This is a genomic window from Methylobacterium platani (genome assembly GCF_001653715.1).
Classification (GTDB): domain Bacteria; phylum Pseudomonadota; class Alphaproteobacteria; order Rhizobiales; family Beijerinckiaceae; genus Methylobacterium; species Methylobacterium platani.
In genome coordinates this window covers 148,359-162,003 of the sequence record NZ_LWHQ01000034.1, presented here as the reverse complement: position 1 = coordinate 162,003, position 13,645 = coordinate 148,359, and the positions used below count along the sequence as shown (strand labels likewise).

Genomic DNA, 13,645 nt, shown 5'->3' with positions numbered 1-13,645 from the left:
ACGCCCCATGCGGCTCCACGCCATTGCGGGCGTTCTTCACGGAGGCAACGGCCATGGGCGATTCCGGCCTGATCTACATGCTCGCCTTCACGACCTTCGCGCTGGTCATCCTGTTCCTGATCTGGCAGCGCATGCGCGTCCAGCGCGCCAAGGAGACGGGTGAGCGCTCGAGCTTCACCGACCACCACGGCGGCGCGCCGCGGCCGCACCAGGGGGTGGATCCGCGCTGAAGCGGGCAGCCGGCGCGACGCACCGAATCGAATGGCGCGGCGCGCGTCGTCCGCGTGAGCCCGCTCCCCGATGCGGGCAGGGCCACCGCAATCCGCCGCCGCTCCGGCAAGCCGCATGCGGTGCGGGAAGCCTTCCGCGTCCGCGGTGGGGACGGCTCTCGCGCCGCCGTTCGGGGACGATCCTGCAAACGAAAGGACCGCGCGGCTCGCGCCGCACCCCCGTTCACGGCTCGCCCCGGAGCTCGGAACCGGTCGGTGAAGCTGCGCTTCATCGCGTGATCCTCAAGCCCACCCGGCCGGCCGACGACACGCCGGTCGTCGTCGCCGACAGCCGCAGGCCGACACCCGTCGAGGCGATCGGCGCGTCGCTGGTGACCGAGATCCCCGCCGTCACAGCGCTCCGGGCTCGCCCCGAAGGCCGGGAGCACCATCGGGCCACGTCCCCGACGCCGCCGCTACGCCGCAAGGCGCCGCCAGGATGCTCTGCATCCGGCTCGACGCCTGGGCCTACAGGCTCGGTAGGTCGATCGCGGTGCCGCTGGCGGCCGGGTCGTCGATCGAGAGCGGGTTGGTGAAGGCTCTCGTCAGGCCGTCGTTCGCCGGCGCCCGGCCGCCGACGCAAGGGTGCCGGCGGCCGAGCCGCGCAGGGTCTCGTCGCCGATGGCGATCTGCCGGCGCAGGGCCGCGGTGCCGCCCCGCGCGGCGGCGCGGGAGCGGCTCACCCGAGCCCCGCGCATTTTTCCCCGCCGCCCCCTCCTTGAAACCGCCGCGCCGACCCCGCATGTAAATGTCGTTCACATTCACATCCTGCGGGAGATCGTGACGTGTCGTATTCCTCTGCCCCCTGGTCGAGCGGCCGCGCCTGCCGCAGCGGCCCGTTCCCGCGCCGCTCCATCGAGATCGGCGCGATCGTCATCGGTTTCATCTATGCGTGGCCGTTGGCCGCGGCCTACGTGGTGTGGAAGCTCATGGGATACCCGGCCTTGAACGAGATGAAGTCCTTCGCCGAGCGGTCCTTCCGCAACGGGTTCTCGGGCTTCTCCGGCTTCGGCGCCGCGCGCCACGACAGCGGCAACTGGGCCTTCGAGGAGTACCGCCGCAAGGAGATCGAGCGCCTCGAAGAGGAGCGCCGCCGCCTCGAGGAGGAGAGCCGCGCCTTCACCGAGTTCGTGGACGAGCTGAAGCGCGCCCGCGACCGCGAGCAGTTCGACGCCTTCATGGCCCGCCGCCGCGCCGGCTCGAACTTCTGATCCGACGGGGAGGGCCCTGCCGCCCGGATAGGCGTCCGGCGCCTCAGGCTTGAGCTTGACGGGCCGAATCGCCCAGGGCTACCCTCGTCCAGGTCAAGCACTCGACAGGCTCCTCGCGGCCCCCGCGGGGAGCCTTCTCCGTTGAAGGACGGCGCGTCCGCATGACCAGTTCCAACCGCTCGTCGCATATCCGGCTCACCTCGCATCCGGAGCCGGGCGCCGCCCGCTGGCCGATCCGCTGGGGCGCCGCCGACCCGCGCGAGCGGGGGCCGATCATCGGCACCGTCACCAACCCGGCCGACCGCAACGTCATCGGGGCCAATGGCGGTGCCTACTCGCTCTACCGGGCGCTCGCCATCGCCGGCCGGGCGATGAACCCGCTCGCGCGGCCGGACCTCACCAACACCCATCCGGTGGTCGAGATCGGCCCGCACCCGCAATGGGCCGATCCCGAAAAGATCGTCTCCCTCGATCCCTGGGGGCATAAGCCCGGCGAGGTGTTTCGCGAGGCGATCACCTCCGGCACCGACATCCGGCCGACCATCGCGGTCACCAAGGCGCGGCTCAGCCTGCCCGAGATCCTGGCGGCGATGGGCGCCCACCGCCTCGCCGCCGACGGGACCGTGCTGCACGCCACCGGCGACATCTCGGTCACCAAGATCGCGGTCGATCCGGTCTGGTACCTGCCCGGCGTCGCCGCCCGCTTCGGCACCAGCGAGACCGCTCTGCGCCGCACCCTGTTCGAGCAGACCGGCGGCATGTTCCCGGAACTCGTCACCCGGCCCGATCTCCAGGTGTTCCTGCCGCCGATCGGCGGCTGCACCGTCTACGTGATGGGCGAGGTGGCGGGCCTGACCGATCCGCGCCGGCGCATCGCCTGCCGCGTCCACGACGAGTGCAACGGCTCGGACGTGTTCGGCTCCGACATCTGCACCTGCCGGCCCTACCTCACCCACGGCATCGAGGAATGCGTGCGCGAGGCGCAAGCGGGCGGCACCGGCGTCATCGTCTACAACCGCAAGGAGGGGCGGGCGCTCGGCGAGGTGACCAAGTTCCTCGTCTACAACGCCCGCAAGCGCCAGGAGGGGGGCGATTCCGCCGCCACCTACTTCGAGCGCACCGAGTGCGTCGCCGGCGTCCAGGATGCCCGCTTCCAGCAGCTGATGCCCGACGTGCTGCACTGGCTCGGCATCCGCCGCATCGACCGGCTGATGTCGATGTCGAACATGAAGTACGACGCCATCACGGGCTCGGGGATCGAGGTCGGCGAGCGGGTGCCGATCCCGCCGGAGCTGATCCCGCCGGACGCCTCGGTCGAGATGGAAGCCAAGAAGGCGGCGGGCTACTACGCGCCCGACGGCACCGCCGAACACCTCGACGCCGTGAAGGGCCGCGACCTCGAGCGGTTCTGAGCCGAGGCTCGGCCGCCCCCGCGACCACGACCCTGGAGATGCCCGTGCCTGAGTTTTCGACCGCCCGCAGCCTGCTCTCGGCCCGGGCGGTGCGCGCCCGCGCCGAGACCCTGCTCCAGGCCGGGCTCGACGGGCGGCTCGATCATTTCGTGGTCGATCTCGGCCGCTTGGGCGCTTGCGCCGACGCGGTGGTCGAGACCATCCGCGAGGCCTATCCGGACCTCGCCATCCCGTATCACGCCCGCTGGCGTCACTTCTCGGTCGGCGGGTTCGAGCGCTGGGGCTCCCTCGTCCACGCCGCGCCCTTCGACGACCCGGCCGAGCAGGCCCGCGCCGCCTTCGACCTCGTGGTGGTAAGCGTGCTGCTGGATGCCGGCGCCGGCCCGACCTGGCGCTACGAGGAGGGCCGCACCGGCGAGACCTATGCCCGCTCCGAGGGGCTGGCGGTGGCGAGCTTCGACATGTTCGTGTCGGGCCTGTTCTCCTCCGCGCCCGAGGACCCGTTCCGCGCCGATGCCCGGGCGCTGGCGACCCTGACGGAGGCCGAGCTCGCCGACGGCTTCCAGGCCTCGCCGACCAACCCGCTCGTCGGCCTGTCGGGCCGCACCGCGCTCCTCAACCGCCTCGGCCAGGTCGCAGCGGCCGACCCCGAGGGTTTCGGGCCGGATGCCCGGCCCGGCTTCCTGTTCGACCGCATCAAGGCCAGGTCCCGCGACGGCGAGGTCGCGGCGGAGACGGTGCTGGAGGTGCTGCTGACCCATCTCGGGCCGATCTGGCCCGGCCGCATCGTCCTCGATCGCGTCGATCTCGGCGATACCTGGCGCCATCCGCTCGCCGGCGGCACCGGGCCGACGGAGGGGCTGGTGCCGTTCCACAAGCTGTCGCAGTGGCTGGCCTACTCGCTGCTGGAACCGCTGGAGGAGGCGGGCCTCACCGTGACCGGCCTCGACGCCCTGACCGGCCTGCCCGAGTACCGCAACGGCGGCCTGTTCCTCGATACCGGGGTGCTGGCGCTGCGCCGGCCCGAGGAGGCCAAGCAGGCGCACCCGGTCGACTCGCGCCTCGTCGTCGAGTGGCGGGCGCTCACCGTGGCGCTCCTCGACCGGCTGGCGCCGCTGGTGCGCGAGCGGCTGGAGATCGCCGATCCGGCCGAATTGCCGCTCGCCAAGGTGCTGGAGGGCGGCACCTGGGCCACCGGCCGGCGCCTGGCGAAATCCTTGCGGCCGGAAGGGGCGCCGCCGCTGGCCATCGCGAGCGACGGCACCGTATTCTGATGGAGTGATACCCCAGCACCTTCGAACGGATGCGTTCGAAGGTGCTGGGCAAGCCCGAACGGGCGTCGGCGCCGATGCGCCGGACGTCTTGCCATCGACGTGTCGATGGCAAGACGTGATGGTATGAGCGTGATCGTGACGGGAGAGACGGCGATGCAGGGTGCGGGTGCGCGCGGGGAGACGGGGGTGGCGCCGGTCACGGTGGTCGACCACCCGCTGGTGCAGCACAAGCTGACCCTGATGCGGGACAAGGCCCGCTCCACCAAGGGTTTCCGCCAGCTCCTGAACGAGGTCGGGATGCTGCTGGCCTACGAGGTCACCCGCGACCTGCCGCTGGAGCCGGTCGAGATCGAGACGCCCATGGTCACGATGCAGGGCGCGCAGATCGCCGGCAAGAAGCTCGTCCTGGCGCCGATCCTGCGCGCCGGCGTCGGCTTCCTCGACGGCATGCTGTCGCTGCTGCCCTCGGCCCGCGTCGCCCATATCGGGCTCTACCGCGACCCGGATTCGCTGGAGGCGGTCGAGTACTACTTCAAGGCCCCGTCGGACCTCGCCGACCGCACCGTGCTGGTCCTCGACCCGATGCTGGCGACGGCGAACTCGGCCGTCGCCGCGGTCGACCGGCTCAAGGAGCGCGGCGCCCGCGACCTGCGCTTCGTCTGCCTGCTCGCGGCGCCTGAGGGACTCGCCAAGTTCCAGGGCTCCCACCCGGACGTGCCGGTCTGGACCGCCTCGATCGACAGCCACCTCAACGAGCACGGCTACATCCTGCCGGGTCTCGGCGATGCGGGCGACCGGATGTACGGGACGCGGTAGGCTGCATCCGACGGAGGTAATTCGTCGGATGCGTCGCAAGGCGTTGCGAAATTCCCCGGGGCAGCGGCCACGGGGGATGCGTCGAAGCGTTGGGCGTCCTATGTTTGTACCAGCATGGAGCACGCAATGTTCGGTTCGCGCAAAGGCAACGTCTACGCTGGCAAGACCACCGGGCGCTCTGCCGCGACGGGCGTGTTCAGCGAGGTGAAAGGCCCCGGCTTGGGTCGGGCCAGCACCATGGATCGGCGTGTCTTCGACAAAGCCGTGAAGTCGGCCAACGATGTGTTGCGTGGAGACTCGTCGAGCGCGCGTGGCACCGATGGCCGCCGGCGTTGACGAAAAGCAGCCCCGCTACAATCCGATCTTCGAACGCTTCGTCCCGCCCGACAGGGCGGACGAGAACGTACGAGGCTTGATCGCCTACGGGCTCTACAAGATCGCCAAGCGGGAATGGGCGCAAGGCCTCCAGGAGCGCCTGGGGCGTCAGCCGACCCCGGAGGAGCAGGACGCTTATATCGCAACCTGGACGGACTCGCGTCTGCGCGGCCTGGAGCAGCAGGCCGACGCAACCTTGGCGGCCTTCGCCGAAACCGTGGTCACGGAAGCGACGCCGGCCATTCGCGAGGATGCACTACGCGGCACTTCCGGAAAGTCGATCGGATTGTCCATCGCTGCCAATGCGATCTACACGCTGATCTTGATTGCACTCGCTCTGGTGCTCGCCTGGGGCGGGATCGACCTCATTGGTCTGCTTCAGAAGGCTCGGCCTTCGGGCTGAATGCGACTGACTGAACGCGACGCGGGCCGCTGACGGAGTCTCATCGCGCCCTCTTGCCGCTGGCGCACCCGCGCGGCAGGTAAGGGCGCACATCCCGTCAACGTGGAGCGTCCCATGCCGTCGATCCCCGCCACCATGCGCCAGGTCCGCTTCAACGGGGCCGGCGGTCCGGAGGTGATCGGGATCGAGACCGTGCCGGTGCCGCGCCCGGGGCCGAACCAGGTCCTGGTCGAGGTCGTGGCGGCCGGCGTCAACCGGCCCGATTGCCAGCAGCGTGCCGGCAAGTACCCGCCGCCGCCCGGCGCCACCGAGGTCCCGGGCCTCGAGATCGCCGGCCGCATCGTCGCGGTGGGGGAGGGCGTCACCGGTCTCGCCGAGGGCCAGGAGGTCTGCGCCCTGACGATCAGCGGCGGCTACGCCGAGTACTGCGTCGCCGACGCATCGCTCTGCCTGCCGAAGCCCGGCCCGCTCTCGCTCGTCGAGGCTGCCGGCCTGCCGGAGAATTACTGGACGGTCTGGACCAACGTGTTCGAGCGCGGGCGCCTGCAACGGGGCGAGCGCTTCCTGGTCCATGGCGGGTCGAGCGGCATCGGCTCGACGGCGATCCAGCTCGCCAAGCGGTTCGGCGCCACGGTCTACGCCACCGCCGGCTCGGCCGAGAAATGCGCCTTCTGCGAGTCGCTGGGCGCCGACCACGCCATCAACTACCGCGAGGCCGATTTCGCCGCCGAGGTGAAGCGCCTGACCGACGGCAAGGGCGTCGACGTGATCCTCGACATGGTGGGCGCGGCCTATCTCGAGCGCAACCTGAAGTCCCTCGCCCTCGAGGGCCGGCTCGTCATCATCGCCTTCCTGCAGGGCTTCCTGGCGGAGAACGTCAACCTGACCCCGGTGATGATCCGGCGCCTCACCGTGACGGGCTCGACCTTGCGCCCGCGCACCGTCGCCCAGAAGGCTGCCATCGCCGAGGGCCTGCGCCGGGAGGTCTGGCCGCTGCTGGAGGCCGGCACGGTCAAGCCGGTGATCCACGCGACCTTCCCGCTCGCGGAAGCGCGGGCGGCGCACGAGCTGATGGAATCGAGCGCCCATCTCGGCAAGATCATGCTGCTGACGGGCAAGTAGAGAAGGCTGCATCCGGGCGCGTCCCGGGCTGCGTCCAGGAATTTCGGCAGGAACCTCGGCCGATCGGTAACGTTGGCTGCACGAGACCGATCATCGCCCGGCGCGCCACGCCGCCGGGCCGCAAGCCGAGGTTCCCATGGATCCCAACCGCACCGTCGAGACCCCGACCGATGCCCGCCAGGGCGCCAAGGGCCGTCCCGTCCTCTACGTCCTCATCGGCAGCCTCGCCCTCCTGGCGATCGCCATGGTCGGCCTGCTGAGCTGGAACGGCGCCAACGCGCCGAAGGACTACGCCAGCCAGAGCCAGGACGCCTCGCGCCGGGAGATCACCGGCTCGGCCAACGGCAGCGGCGGTACCTCGTCGGCGAACAGCGCCGGCGTTCCGGCCGGCAACCCGGCCTACCCGGCGCCGGCCGAGCCGAAGTCGACCGGCTCGACCAACAGCAAGTAAGCCTCCCGACGCACGATGCTCGAAGGACCGTTTCCCGGGAGGGCAGCGGTCCTTCGTCGTTCCGGAGCGTCGGCACGGGAATGTGATCCCCGCCGGCGCCGCCCCGTCCGTAGGGTATCGGCGGTTGGCGAGGTGGGGCCGTCGCGATGCGGCGCTTGATGAAGTTCCTGCACACGATGGGGGCGATCGGCCTGATGGGCGCGATGGCGTCCCTCGTCGTGATGCTGGGCGTGGTGCCGCCGCCCTCCTCGGCGCTCGCCGGCTACGCCCTGATGCGCGGCGCGATGGCGGCGGTGGCGACGTGGGTGTTCCTGCCGTCGCTGGCGCTTATGCTGGTCGCCGGCCTGCTGGCGATCGCGCTCAACCGGGCGTTCCAGAACGCCGGCTGGGCCTGGGTGAAGCTCGCGACCGGCGTGCTGATGTTCGAGTACGGCTTCGTCGGCGTCCAGGGGCCGATGCAGATTGAGGCCGACCGCGCCGCGCAGGCCCTGCTGGGCCGCGTCGATCCGGCGACCCTGGCCCTCTCGCTCGGCGCCGAGCGCGGAACCCTGTGGGTGCTGCTGGCGATCGCGACGCTGAACGTGGTCCTCGGCGTCTGGCGGCCGCGCATCATGCGCCGGCCCCAGACGCGGGAATCGCCTCAGCGGGTCGGCACCGGCTCCGCGCCGCGGTAATCGTAGAAGCCGCGCTTGGTCTTGCGGCCGAGCCAGCCCGCCTCGACGTACTTCACCAGGAGCGGGCAGGGGCGGTACTTCGAATCGGCCAGTCCCTCGTACAGCACCTGCATGATCGACAGGCAGGTATCGAGGCCGATGAAGTCGGCGAGCTGGAGCGGGCCCATCGGGTGGTTGGCGCCAAGCCGCATCGCGGTGTCGATCGAATCGACCGAGCCGACGCCCTCGTAGAGGGTGTAGATCGCCTCGTTGATCATCGGCAGCAGAATGCGGTTGACGATGAAGGCCGGAAAATCCTCCGACACCGTCACGATCTTGCCGAGGCGCTTCACGAACGCCTTGGCCGATTCGTAGGTCGGGTCCTCGGTGGCGATGCCGCGGATCAGCTCGACGAGCTGCATCACCGGCACCGGGTTCATGAAGTGGATGCCGATGAAGCGCTCGGGCCGGTCGGTCGAGGCGGCGAGCCGCGTGATCGAGATCGACGAGGTGTTGGTCGCCACCATCGTCTCGGGCCGCAGGGACGGACACAGCGCGCTGAAGATGCTGCGCTTGATCGCCTCGTCCTCGGTGGCCGCCTCGATCACCAGGTCGCAGGGGCCGAAATCGTCGAACGAATCGACCGCGATGATGTGCTCGATCGCGTCGCGGCGCTGCGCCTCCGTGATCGCGCCCTTCGAGACCTGGCGCTGCAGGTTGCCGTTGACGGTCGCCAGCCCGTTCTTCAGGCGCTCGGGATCGCGGTCGTTCATCCGCACGTCGAGCCCGGCCAGGGAGCAGACATGGGCGATGCCGCTGCCCATCTGACCGGCCCCGATGATGCCGACCGTCTTGATCTCGATGCCCATCACACCCTGCCTTCCCGCCGCGCCGATCCCCGAGCGTTCTATCATCGCGGCTTCGCAGATGCGAAGGGCTCCCGCGAAGCCCGGCCGTCCGTGCCCCCTCGCGCCGGACTGGCGCGAGGGGGCTGTTCCTCAGCCCTTGGCCTTGGCGATTTCCTGCTGCAGGTCCGGCACGACGCTGAACAGGTCGCCGACCAGGCCGTAATCGGCGACCTGGAAGATCGGGGCTTCCTCGTCCTTGTTGATGGCGACGATGACCTTCGAGTCCTTCATGCCGGCGAGGTGCTGGATCGCCCCCGAGATGCCGACCGCGACGTAGAGGTCCGGCGCCACGACCTTGCCGGTCTGGCCGACCTGCCAGTCGTTCGGCGCGTAGCCGGCATCCACCGCCGCGCGCGAGGCGCCGACCGCGGCGCCGAGAGAATCGGCCAGCGGCTCGATCAGCTCCTTGAACTTGTCGGCCGAGCCGAGCGAGCGGCCGCCCGACACGATGATGCGGGCGCCGGCGAGCTCCGGGCGGTCGGACTTGGCGATCTCCTCGCCCTTGAACGACGACTTCGCTTCGGGGGACGCGCCCGCCGACGCGGCCTCGACCGGGGCGGCCGCGCCGCCCTCGGGCGTCGCCTGGAAGGCGGCGGTGCGCACCGTGATCACCCGCTTGGCGTCGGTCGCCTGCACGGTCTGGATCGCGTTGCCGGCGTAGATAGGCCGCTCGAAGGTGTCGGGGCCCACCACCTTGATGATGTCCGAGACCTGGGCGACGTCGAGGAGGGCGGCGACGCGCGGCAGCACGTTCTTGCCCTCGGTCGAGGCGGCGGCGATCACGGTGTCGTAGGAGGCGGCGAGGCCGGCCACCAGGGCGGCGGTCGGCTCGGCCAGCAGGTGGTCGTAGGCGGCGTCCGCCGCCAGCAACACCTTCTCGACGCCGTCGAGCTTGGCGGCGGCGTCCGCTGCGCCTTGCGCATCGGCGCCGACCACGAGGGCGTGGACCGGGGCGCCGAGCTGCTTGGCCGCCGTCAGGGCCTTGGTGCTGGCGTCCTTCACGGCGCCGCCGGCATGCTCGACCAGCAGGAGGGTGGTCATGGCGTGTCGTTCCTTCCTCTCTTGAGGGATGCCTGGTGTCCTCGTCAGAGGACGCCGGCCTCGACCTTCAGCTTGTTGACGAGCTCGGCGGCGCTGGCGACCTTGACGCCGGCCTTGCGGCCGCCCGGCTCGACGGTCTTGAGCACCTTCAGGCGCGGGGCGACGTCGACGCCGAGCGCCTCGGGCTCGACCGTGTCGAGGGGCTTCTTCTTCGCCTTCATGATGTTGGGGAGCGATGCGTAGCGCGGCTCGTTGAGGCGCAGGTCGGTAGTGACGATCGCCGGCAGCGTCAGGTTCAGGGTCTGCAGGCCGCCGTCGATCTCGCGCACCACGTCGAGGCTGCCCTCGGCCACCTCGAGCTTGAACGCGAAGGTGCCCTGCGGCCAGCCGAGGAGGGCGGCGAGCATCTGGCCGGTCTGGTTCGAATCGTCGTCGATCGCCTGCTTGCCGAGGATGACGAGGTCCGGGCTCTCCTTCTCGACCAGCGCCTTGAGGAGCTTGGCCACCGCGAGCGGCTCGACGGCGGCGTCGGTCTTGATCAGGATGCCGCGGTCGGCGCCCATCGCGAGGGCGGTGCGGATCGTCTCCTGCGCGGCCTGCGGGCCAATCGAGACGGCGACGATCTCGGTGACCTTGCCCTTCTCCTTGAGGCGGATCGCCTCCTCGACGGCGATCTCGTCGAAGGGGTTCATCGACATCTTGACGTTGGCGAGCTCGACGCCGGAGCCGTCCGGCTTGACCCGGATCTTGACGTTGTAGTCGACCACCCGCTTGACGGGCACCAGGACCTTCATGATCGTCGCATCCTTCAGGACGAAGGGACGATCGTGGTCGGGCCCTCCCTCGGCCGGCCCGCGATCATCCCCGATGGAGCAAGGTGGCGCGGACCGTAACGGTCGATTTTCCGAATTGTCAACGCGGCCCGCCGGCCGCTCCCCCGGCGTCCGACGCGGGTCTCGGATTCGCCGCCCGGGCGGGATCCTCAGCCGCGATTCTTGCCCGGCACCCAGAGCACGTCGGCGGCGCCGCCGTCATTGGCGACCCGGGCGGCGACGAAGAGGAAATCCGACAGGCGGTTCAGGTACTGGATCGCCACCGGCGAGACGGTCTCGCCCGGGAGGGCCGCCAGCGCCACCGCCAGCCGCTCGGCCCGGCGGCAGACCGTGCGGGCGAGGTGGAGCGCCGCCGCCGCGGCCGAGCCGCCGGGCAGCACGAAGGAGCGCAGCGGGGAGAGGCCGGCATTGAGCGCGTCGATCTCGCGCTCGACGCGCTCGACCTGCGCGGCGACGATCCGCAGCGGCTCGTAGGCGAGGGGTTCGCCGGTCTCCGGCGTCGCAAGGTCGGCGCCGAGATCGAACAGGTCGTTCTGCATCCGCCCCAGCATCGCGTCGAGGTCGCCCGCGGTGTGCAGGCGGGCGAGCCCGAGGCAGGCATTGGTCTCGTCGACGGTGCCGTAGGTCTCGACGCGGAGGTCCGCCTTGGAGCGGCGCTCGCCGCTGGCGAGCGCGGTGGTGCCGGAATCGCCGGTACGGGTGTAGATGCGGTTGAGGATGACCACGGGCCAAGCTCCCTTCGGCGGGCGTGCCCGCTCCCGCGGCGAGTTCTAGCGCGCCCCCGTCGCGGCGCCAGCCCCGCCCCCGGGAAGGGCCGTCGTCAGAAGGTATAGGCGATCTTGCCGCCGAAATTGGTCAGGCCGCGGTTGTTGACGCAGAGGCCGGCGTTCGACATGTGCTCGATCGTCGCCATGACGCTCCAGTGCTCGGTGAGCCGGAAGCCGACGGCCGCCGCCTCGCGGAACAGCGGGTTGCAGCCGAGCGAGTTGAAGGTCTTGGGCACGTAGACCTTCGGGCCCGTCCAGCCGTCGTGGAAGCCCGCGCCGAAGAAGCCCTCGACGAAGATCCGGTCGGTGATGTCGAAGGTCCAGGTCGCGCCGAGATAGGCGTAGCTGGTGCGGCCGTCGACGTTGTAGCTGCCGCCGACCGTCGGGCGCGGGATCAGGGCGTTCCACAGCCGGTCCTCGAGGGTGACCGGCTTGGCGAACAGGAACTCGCCGTTGACGTTGCTGGTGTTCTTCTCGTTGCTGCCCGGGTCCTGGGCGGCGCCGCCGATGCGGAACTCCGAGACGATGCTCAGGGGCTGGACCGGGGGCCGGTAGGCCGGAACCAGGGCCGAGGGATCGGCGGCCTGCACCGACGGCGCGGCCAGGATGATCGCCGCGGCGAGGCTCGGAAGGGTTACGCGCATCTGTCGAACGGTCCATCGCCCCTGTACTGGGGGCGTGAGTCACCCTAGCGCCGAGCCCCGCGCCGCGTCTCGCCGCGCAATCCGTCCGTTAACGGTTTTCCACGCCCTGCGACCGGCTCGCCACAGTGTCGCCGGGTCAGCCGCCGCGCCACCACAGCACCCCCATGATGACCAGGATCGCCACGAACTGGAGCACCACCCGCAGCCGCATCAGGCGCTGGGAGACGTTGGCGCTGCCGCCGCGCAGCATGTTGGCGAGGCCGAACAGCAGCACCACGGCGACCGCGAGGCAGGCGATGAGAACGATGGTATTGCCGGACATCCGTGGAAGGCTCGCGAGGTGGAACGGCCTGATAGGGCGGATCGGCCCCGCGAGGGGAGGCGGCCCCGCGACGCAGGAGCGGTCGGGGCGTCACGGCCCGGGTTGCCGGCCCTCTCGGCGGCGCGGCAGCGTTAAACGGTATTTACGATGATCTGCCGAGATTAGTGTTTCATTTATATTTAACAGCCGTGAGCGGTGTTGCTCAAATGCACTCGACTCGACTGTCCGGTCGTGGCCTTTGGGGGGCTCACACGCATCGCCGCGACACCGTACGGTCCGATCGGACGCAGCACGGCTGCCGTGCCCGTGGTCTCCCTTCCGCGCGGTGGACGCGCGACGATGCGGCCAGATCCAAGGAAACTTCCGTGAAGTCCATCTCGCTCGCGGCTGCCGGTCTGTTCGCGCTGGCGTGCGGTGTCCCGTCTGGTGCCCGTGCCGCCGACCTGCCGCGCCGCTTCGCTCCGCAGCCGGTCCTGGCCGCGCCGCCGGCCTTCACCTGGACCGGCTTCTACGCCGGCGTGAATGCCGGCGGCGCCGTCGGCGGCGATTTCCGCGCCGAGACGACCGCCCCGCGCCCGGCCGCCCTGCCGGCGTCCCGGGCCGAGGTCTCGGCCGGCGGCTTCGTGGCCGGCGGCACCGCCGGCTACAATTACCAGTTCACGCCGGGACGCGGCATCGTCGTCGGCGTCGAGGCCGATGCGGGCTACGCCGACCTCCACAACCAGTTCCGCGTCGGCGCCGGGGCCGCCGGCACGGCGAGCGGCGGCCTGACGACCGACACCTACTTCGTCACCGCCCGCGGCCGCGTCGGCTACGCCTGGGGTCCGCTCCTCGCCTACGCCACCGGCGGCTGGGGCTTCACCGAGATCGGCGTCCGCGGCAGCGCCGCGCTGCCGGGCCGCGTCGCCCCGGCGTCGTTCAACGCCAGGGTGCCGGTCGACGGCTACACCGTCGGTGCCGGCCTCGAATACATGATCGTGCCGAACCTCTCGGTGAAGGGCGAGTACCTGTATTCCGATCTCGGCCGCGACGTCCGCTTCCCCGCGGCGGGCACCGGGTTCGGCGTGCGCACGGGCCTCGACACCCACCAGCTGAAGCTCGGCCTCAACTACCATTTCAACCTGTTCAACTGAGCGGGTCGGGG

Annotated in this window: 18 protein-coding genes; 11 read left to right on the top strand and 7 right to left on the bottom strand. The window is 70.6% G+C overall.

The window, feature by feature from the left end; genetic code table 11:
* Positions 1-53: 53 nt before the first annotated feature.
* Entirely contained in the window at positions 54-230 is a 177-nt protein-coding gene (locus A5481_RS34670; RefSeq protein ID WP_177303150.1) for a hypothetical protein, read from the top strand.
* A 584-nt stretch (positions 231-814) separates the two neighbouring features.
* Here A5481_RS34670 and A5481_RS33650 read toward each other — a convergent pair.
* Positions 815-952 (bottom strand): hypothetical protein, encoded by a 138-nt coding sequence (locus A5481_RS33650; protein WP_156655632.1) that lies wholly within the window; start codon positions 950-952, stop codon positions 815-817.
* Between the two features lie 102 nt (positions 953-1,054).
* Between A5481_RS33650 and A5481_RS17265 the strand changes: the two genes are divergently transcribed.
* From A5481_RS17265 to A5481_RS17230, 9 genes are all read left to right on the top strand, one after another.
* A complete protein-coding gene (locus A5481_RS17265; protein WP_048433414.1) occupies positions 1,055-1,480 on the top strand; it encodes a DUF2852 domain-containing protein in 426 nt (141 codons plus the stop codon).
* Positions 1,481-1,641: 161 nt separating this feature from the next.
* Complete coding sequence (locus A5481_RS17260) at positions 1,642-2,892, top strand: GTP cyclohydrolase II (RefSeq protein ID WP_048433413.1); 1,251 nt, start codon at positions 1,642-1,644, stop codon at positions 2,890-2,892.
* Between the two features lie 38 nt (positions 2,893-2,930).
* On the top strand, positions 2,931-4,166 hold the full coding sequence (locus A5481_RS17255) for a URC4/urg3 family protein (RefSeq protein WP_048433412.1): 1,236 nt from the start codon (positions 2,931-2,933) through the stop codon (positions 4,164-4,166).
* Positions 4,167-4,319: 153 nt separating this feature from the next.
* On the top strand, positions 4,320-4,982 hold the full coding sequence (upp, locus tag A5481_RS17250) for a uracil phosphoribosyltransferase (RefSeq protein WP_048433418.1): 663 nt from the start codon (positions 4,320-4,322) through the stop codon (positions 4,980-4,982).
* A gap of 126 nt (positions 4,983-5,108) precedes the next feature.
* Positions 5,109-5,318 carry a hypothetical protein gene (locus tag A5481_RS33645; protein ID WP_156311795.1) on the top strand — a complete coding sequence of 70 codons (210 nt, stop codon included), beginning with the start codon at positions 5,109-5,111 and terminating at the stop codon, positions 5,316-5,318.
* Positions 5,302-5,760, top strand: a complete 459-nt coding sequence (locus A5481_RS17245; RefSeq protein ID WP_048433411.1) for a hypothetical protein — start codon at positions 5,302-5,304, stop codon at positions 5,758-5,760. The genes A5481_RS33645 and A5481_RS17245 overlap by 17 nt, the downstream gene beginning before the upstream one ends.
* A 114-nt stretch (positions 5,761-5,874) precedes the next feature.
* Positions 5,875-6,882: an NAD(P)H-quinone oxidoreductase gene (locus A5481_RS17240; RefSeq protein WP_048433410.1), complete on the top strand. Its 1,008-nt coding sequence runs from the start codon at positions 5,875-5,877 to the stop codon at positions 6,880-6,882.
* A 136-nt stretch (positions 6,883-7,018) separates the two neighbouring features.
* The gene (locus A5481_RS17235) at positions 7,019-7,333 is read left to right on the top strand and encodes a hypothetical protein (protein ID WP_048433409.1); all 315 of its coding nucleotides are present in this window, start codon (positions 7,019-7,021) and stop codon (positions 7,331-7,333) included.
* Between the two features lie 146 nt (positions 7,334-7,479).
* Positions 7,480-8,007: a hypothetical protein gene (locus A5481_RS17230; RefSeq protein WP_048433408.1), complete on the top strand. Its 528-nt coding sequence runs from the start codon at positions 7,480-7,482 to the stop codon at positions 8,005-8,007.
* Here the strand turns inward: A5481_RS17230 and A5481_RS17225 are convergent.
* The 6 genes from A5481_RS17225 to A5481_RS17200 all read right to left on the bottom strand — a co-directional run bounded on the left by A5481_RS17225 (position 7,974) and on the right by A5481_RS17200 (position 12,501).
* Entirely contained in the window at positions 7,974-8,855 is an 882-nt protein-coding gene (locus A5481_RS17225) for a 3-hydroxybutyryl-CoA dehydrogenase (protein WP_048433407.1), read from the bottom strand. The genes A5481_RS17230 and A5481_RS17225 overlap by 34 nt on opposite strands.
* A 129-nt stretch (positions 8,856-8,984) precedes the next feature.
* Positions 8,985-9,935: an electron transfer flavoprotein subunit alpha/FixB family protein gene (locus A5481_RS17220; protein ID WP_048433406.1), complete on the bottom strand. Its 951-nt coding sequence runs from the start codon at positions 9,933-9,935 to the stop codon at positions 8,985-8,987.
* 44 nt (positions 9,936-9,979) lie between these two features.
* Positions 9,980-10,729 (bottom strand): electron transfer flavoprotein subunit beta/FixA family protein, encoded by a 750-nt coding sequence (locus A5481_RS17215; RefSeq protein ID WP_048433405.1) that lies wholly within the window; start codon positions 10,727-10,729, stop codon positions 9,980-9,982.
* A gap of 188 nt (positions 10,730-10,917) precedes the next feature.
* The gene (locus A5481_RS17210) at positions 10,918-11,493 is read right to left on the bottom strand and encodes a cob(I)yrinic acid a,c-diamide adenosyltransferase (protein WP_048433404.1); all 576 of its coding nucleotides are present in this window, start codon (positions 11,491-11,493) and stop codon (positions 10,918-10,920) included.
* A gap of 95 nt (positions 11,494-11,588) precedes the next feature.
* Positions 11,589-12,179: an acyloxyacyl hydrolase gene (locus tag A5481_RS17205; protein WP_048433403.1), complete on the bottom strand. Its 591-nt coding sequence runs from the start codon at positions 12,177-12,179 to the stop codon at positions 11,589-11,591.
* A gap of 136 nt (positions 12,180-12,315) precedes the next feature.
* On the bottom strand, positions 12,316-12,501 hold the full coding sequence (locus A5481_RS17200; protein WP_048433402.1) for a twin transmembrane helix small protein: 186 nt from the start codon (positions 12,499-12,501) through the stop codon (positions 12,316-12,318).
* Between the two features lie 365 nt (positions 12,502-12,866).
* Here A5481_RS17200 and A5481_RS17195 point away from each other — a divergent pair, with 365 nt between their 5' ends.
* Complete coding sequence (locus tag A5481_RS17195) at positions 12,867-13,634, top strand: outer membrane protein (RefSeq protein WP_053082324.1); 768 nt, start codon at positions 12,867-12,869, stop codon at positions 13,632-13,634.
* The last annotated feature ends 11 nt before the right edge of the window (positions 13,635-13,645 follow it).

Coding starts and splice junctions, on each gene's coding strand:
- A5481_RS34670 (WP_177303150.1), top strand. CDS start 54: ATGGGCGATTCCGGCCTGATCTACATGCTCGCCTTCACGACCTTCGCG.
- A5481_RS17260 (WP_048433413.1), top strand. CDS start 1,642: ATGACCAGTTCCAACCGCTCGTCGCATATCCGGCTCACCTCGCATCCG.
- A5481_RS17255 (WP_048433412.1), top strand. CDS start 2,931: ATGCCCGTGCCTGAGTTTTCGACCGCCCGCAGCCTGCTCTCGGCCCGG.
- upp (WP_048433418.1), top strand. CDS start 4,320: ATGCAGGGTGCGGGTGCGCGCGGGGAGACGGGGGTGGCGCCGGTCACG.
- A5481_RS33645 (WP_156311795.1), top strand. CDS start 5,109: ATGTTCGGTTCGCGCAAAGGCAACGTCTACGCTGGCAAGACCACCGGG.
- A5481_RS17245 (WP_048433411.1), top strand. CDS start 5,302: ATGGCCGCCGGCGTTGACGAAAAGCAGCCCCGCTACAATCCGATCTTC.
- A5481_RS17240 (WP_048433410.1), top strand. CDS start 5,875: ATGCCGTCGATCCCCGCCACCATGCGCCAGGTCCGCTTCAACGGGGCC.
- A5481_RS17235 (WP_048433409.1), top strand. CDS start 7,019: ATGGATCCCAACCGCACCGTCGAGACCCCGACCGATGCCCGCCAGGGC.
- A5481_RS17230 (WP_048433408.1), top strand. CDS start 7,480: ATGCGGCGCTTGATGAAGTTCCTGCACACGATGGGGGCGATCGGCCTG.
- A5481_RS17225 (WP_048433407.1), bottom strand. CDS start 8,855: ATGGGCATCGAGATCAAGACGGTCGGCATCATCGGGGCCGGTCAGATG.
- A5481_RS17220 (WP_048433406.1), bottom strand. CDS start 9,935: ATGACCACCCTCCTGCTGGTCGAGCATGCCGGCGGCGCCGTGAAGGAC.
- A5481_RS17215 (WP_048433405.1), bottom strand. CDS start 10,729: ATGAAGGTCCTGGTGCCCGTCAAGCGGGTGGTCGACTACAACGTCAAG.
- A5481_RS17205 (WP_048433403.1), bottom strand. CDS start 12,179: ATGCGCGTAACCCTTCCGAGCCTCGCCGCGGCGATCATCCTGGCCGCG.
- A5481_RS17200 (WP_048433402.1), bottom strand. CDS start 12,501: ATGTCCGGCAATACCATCGTTCTCATCGCCTGCCTCGCGGTCGCCGTG.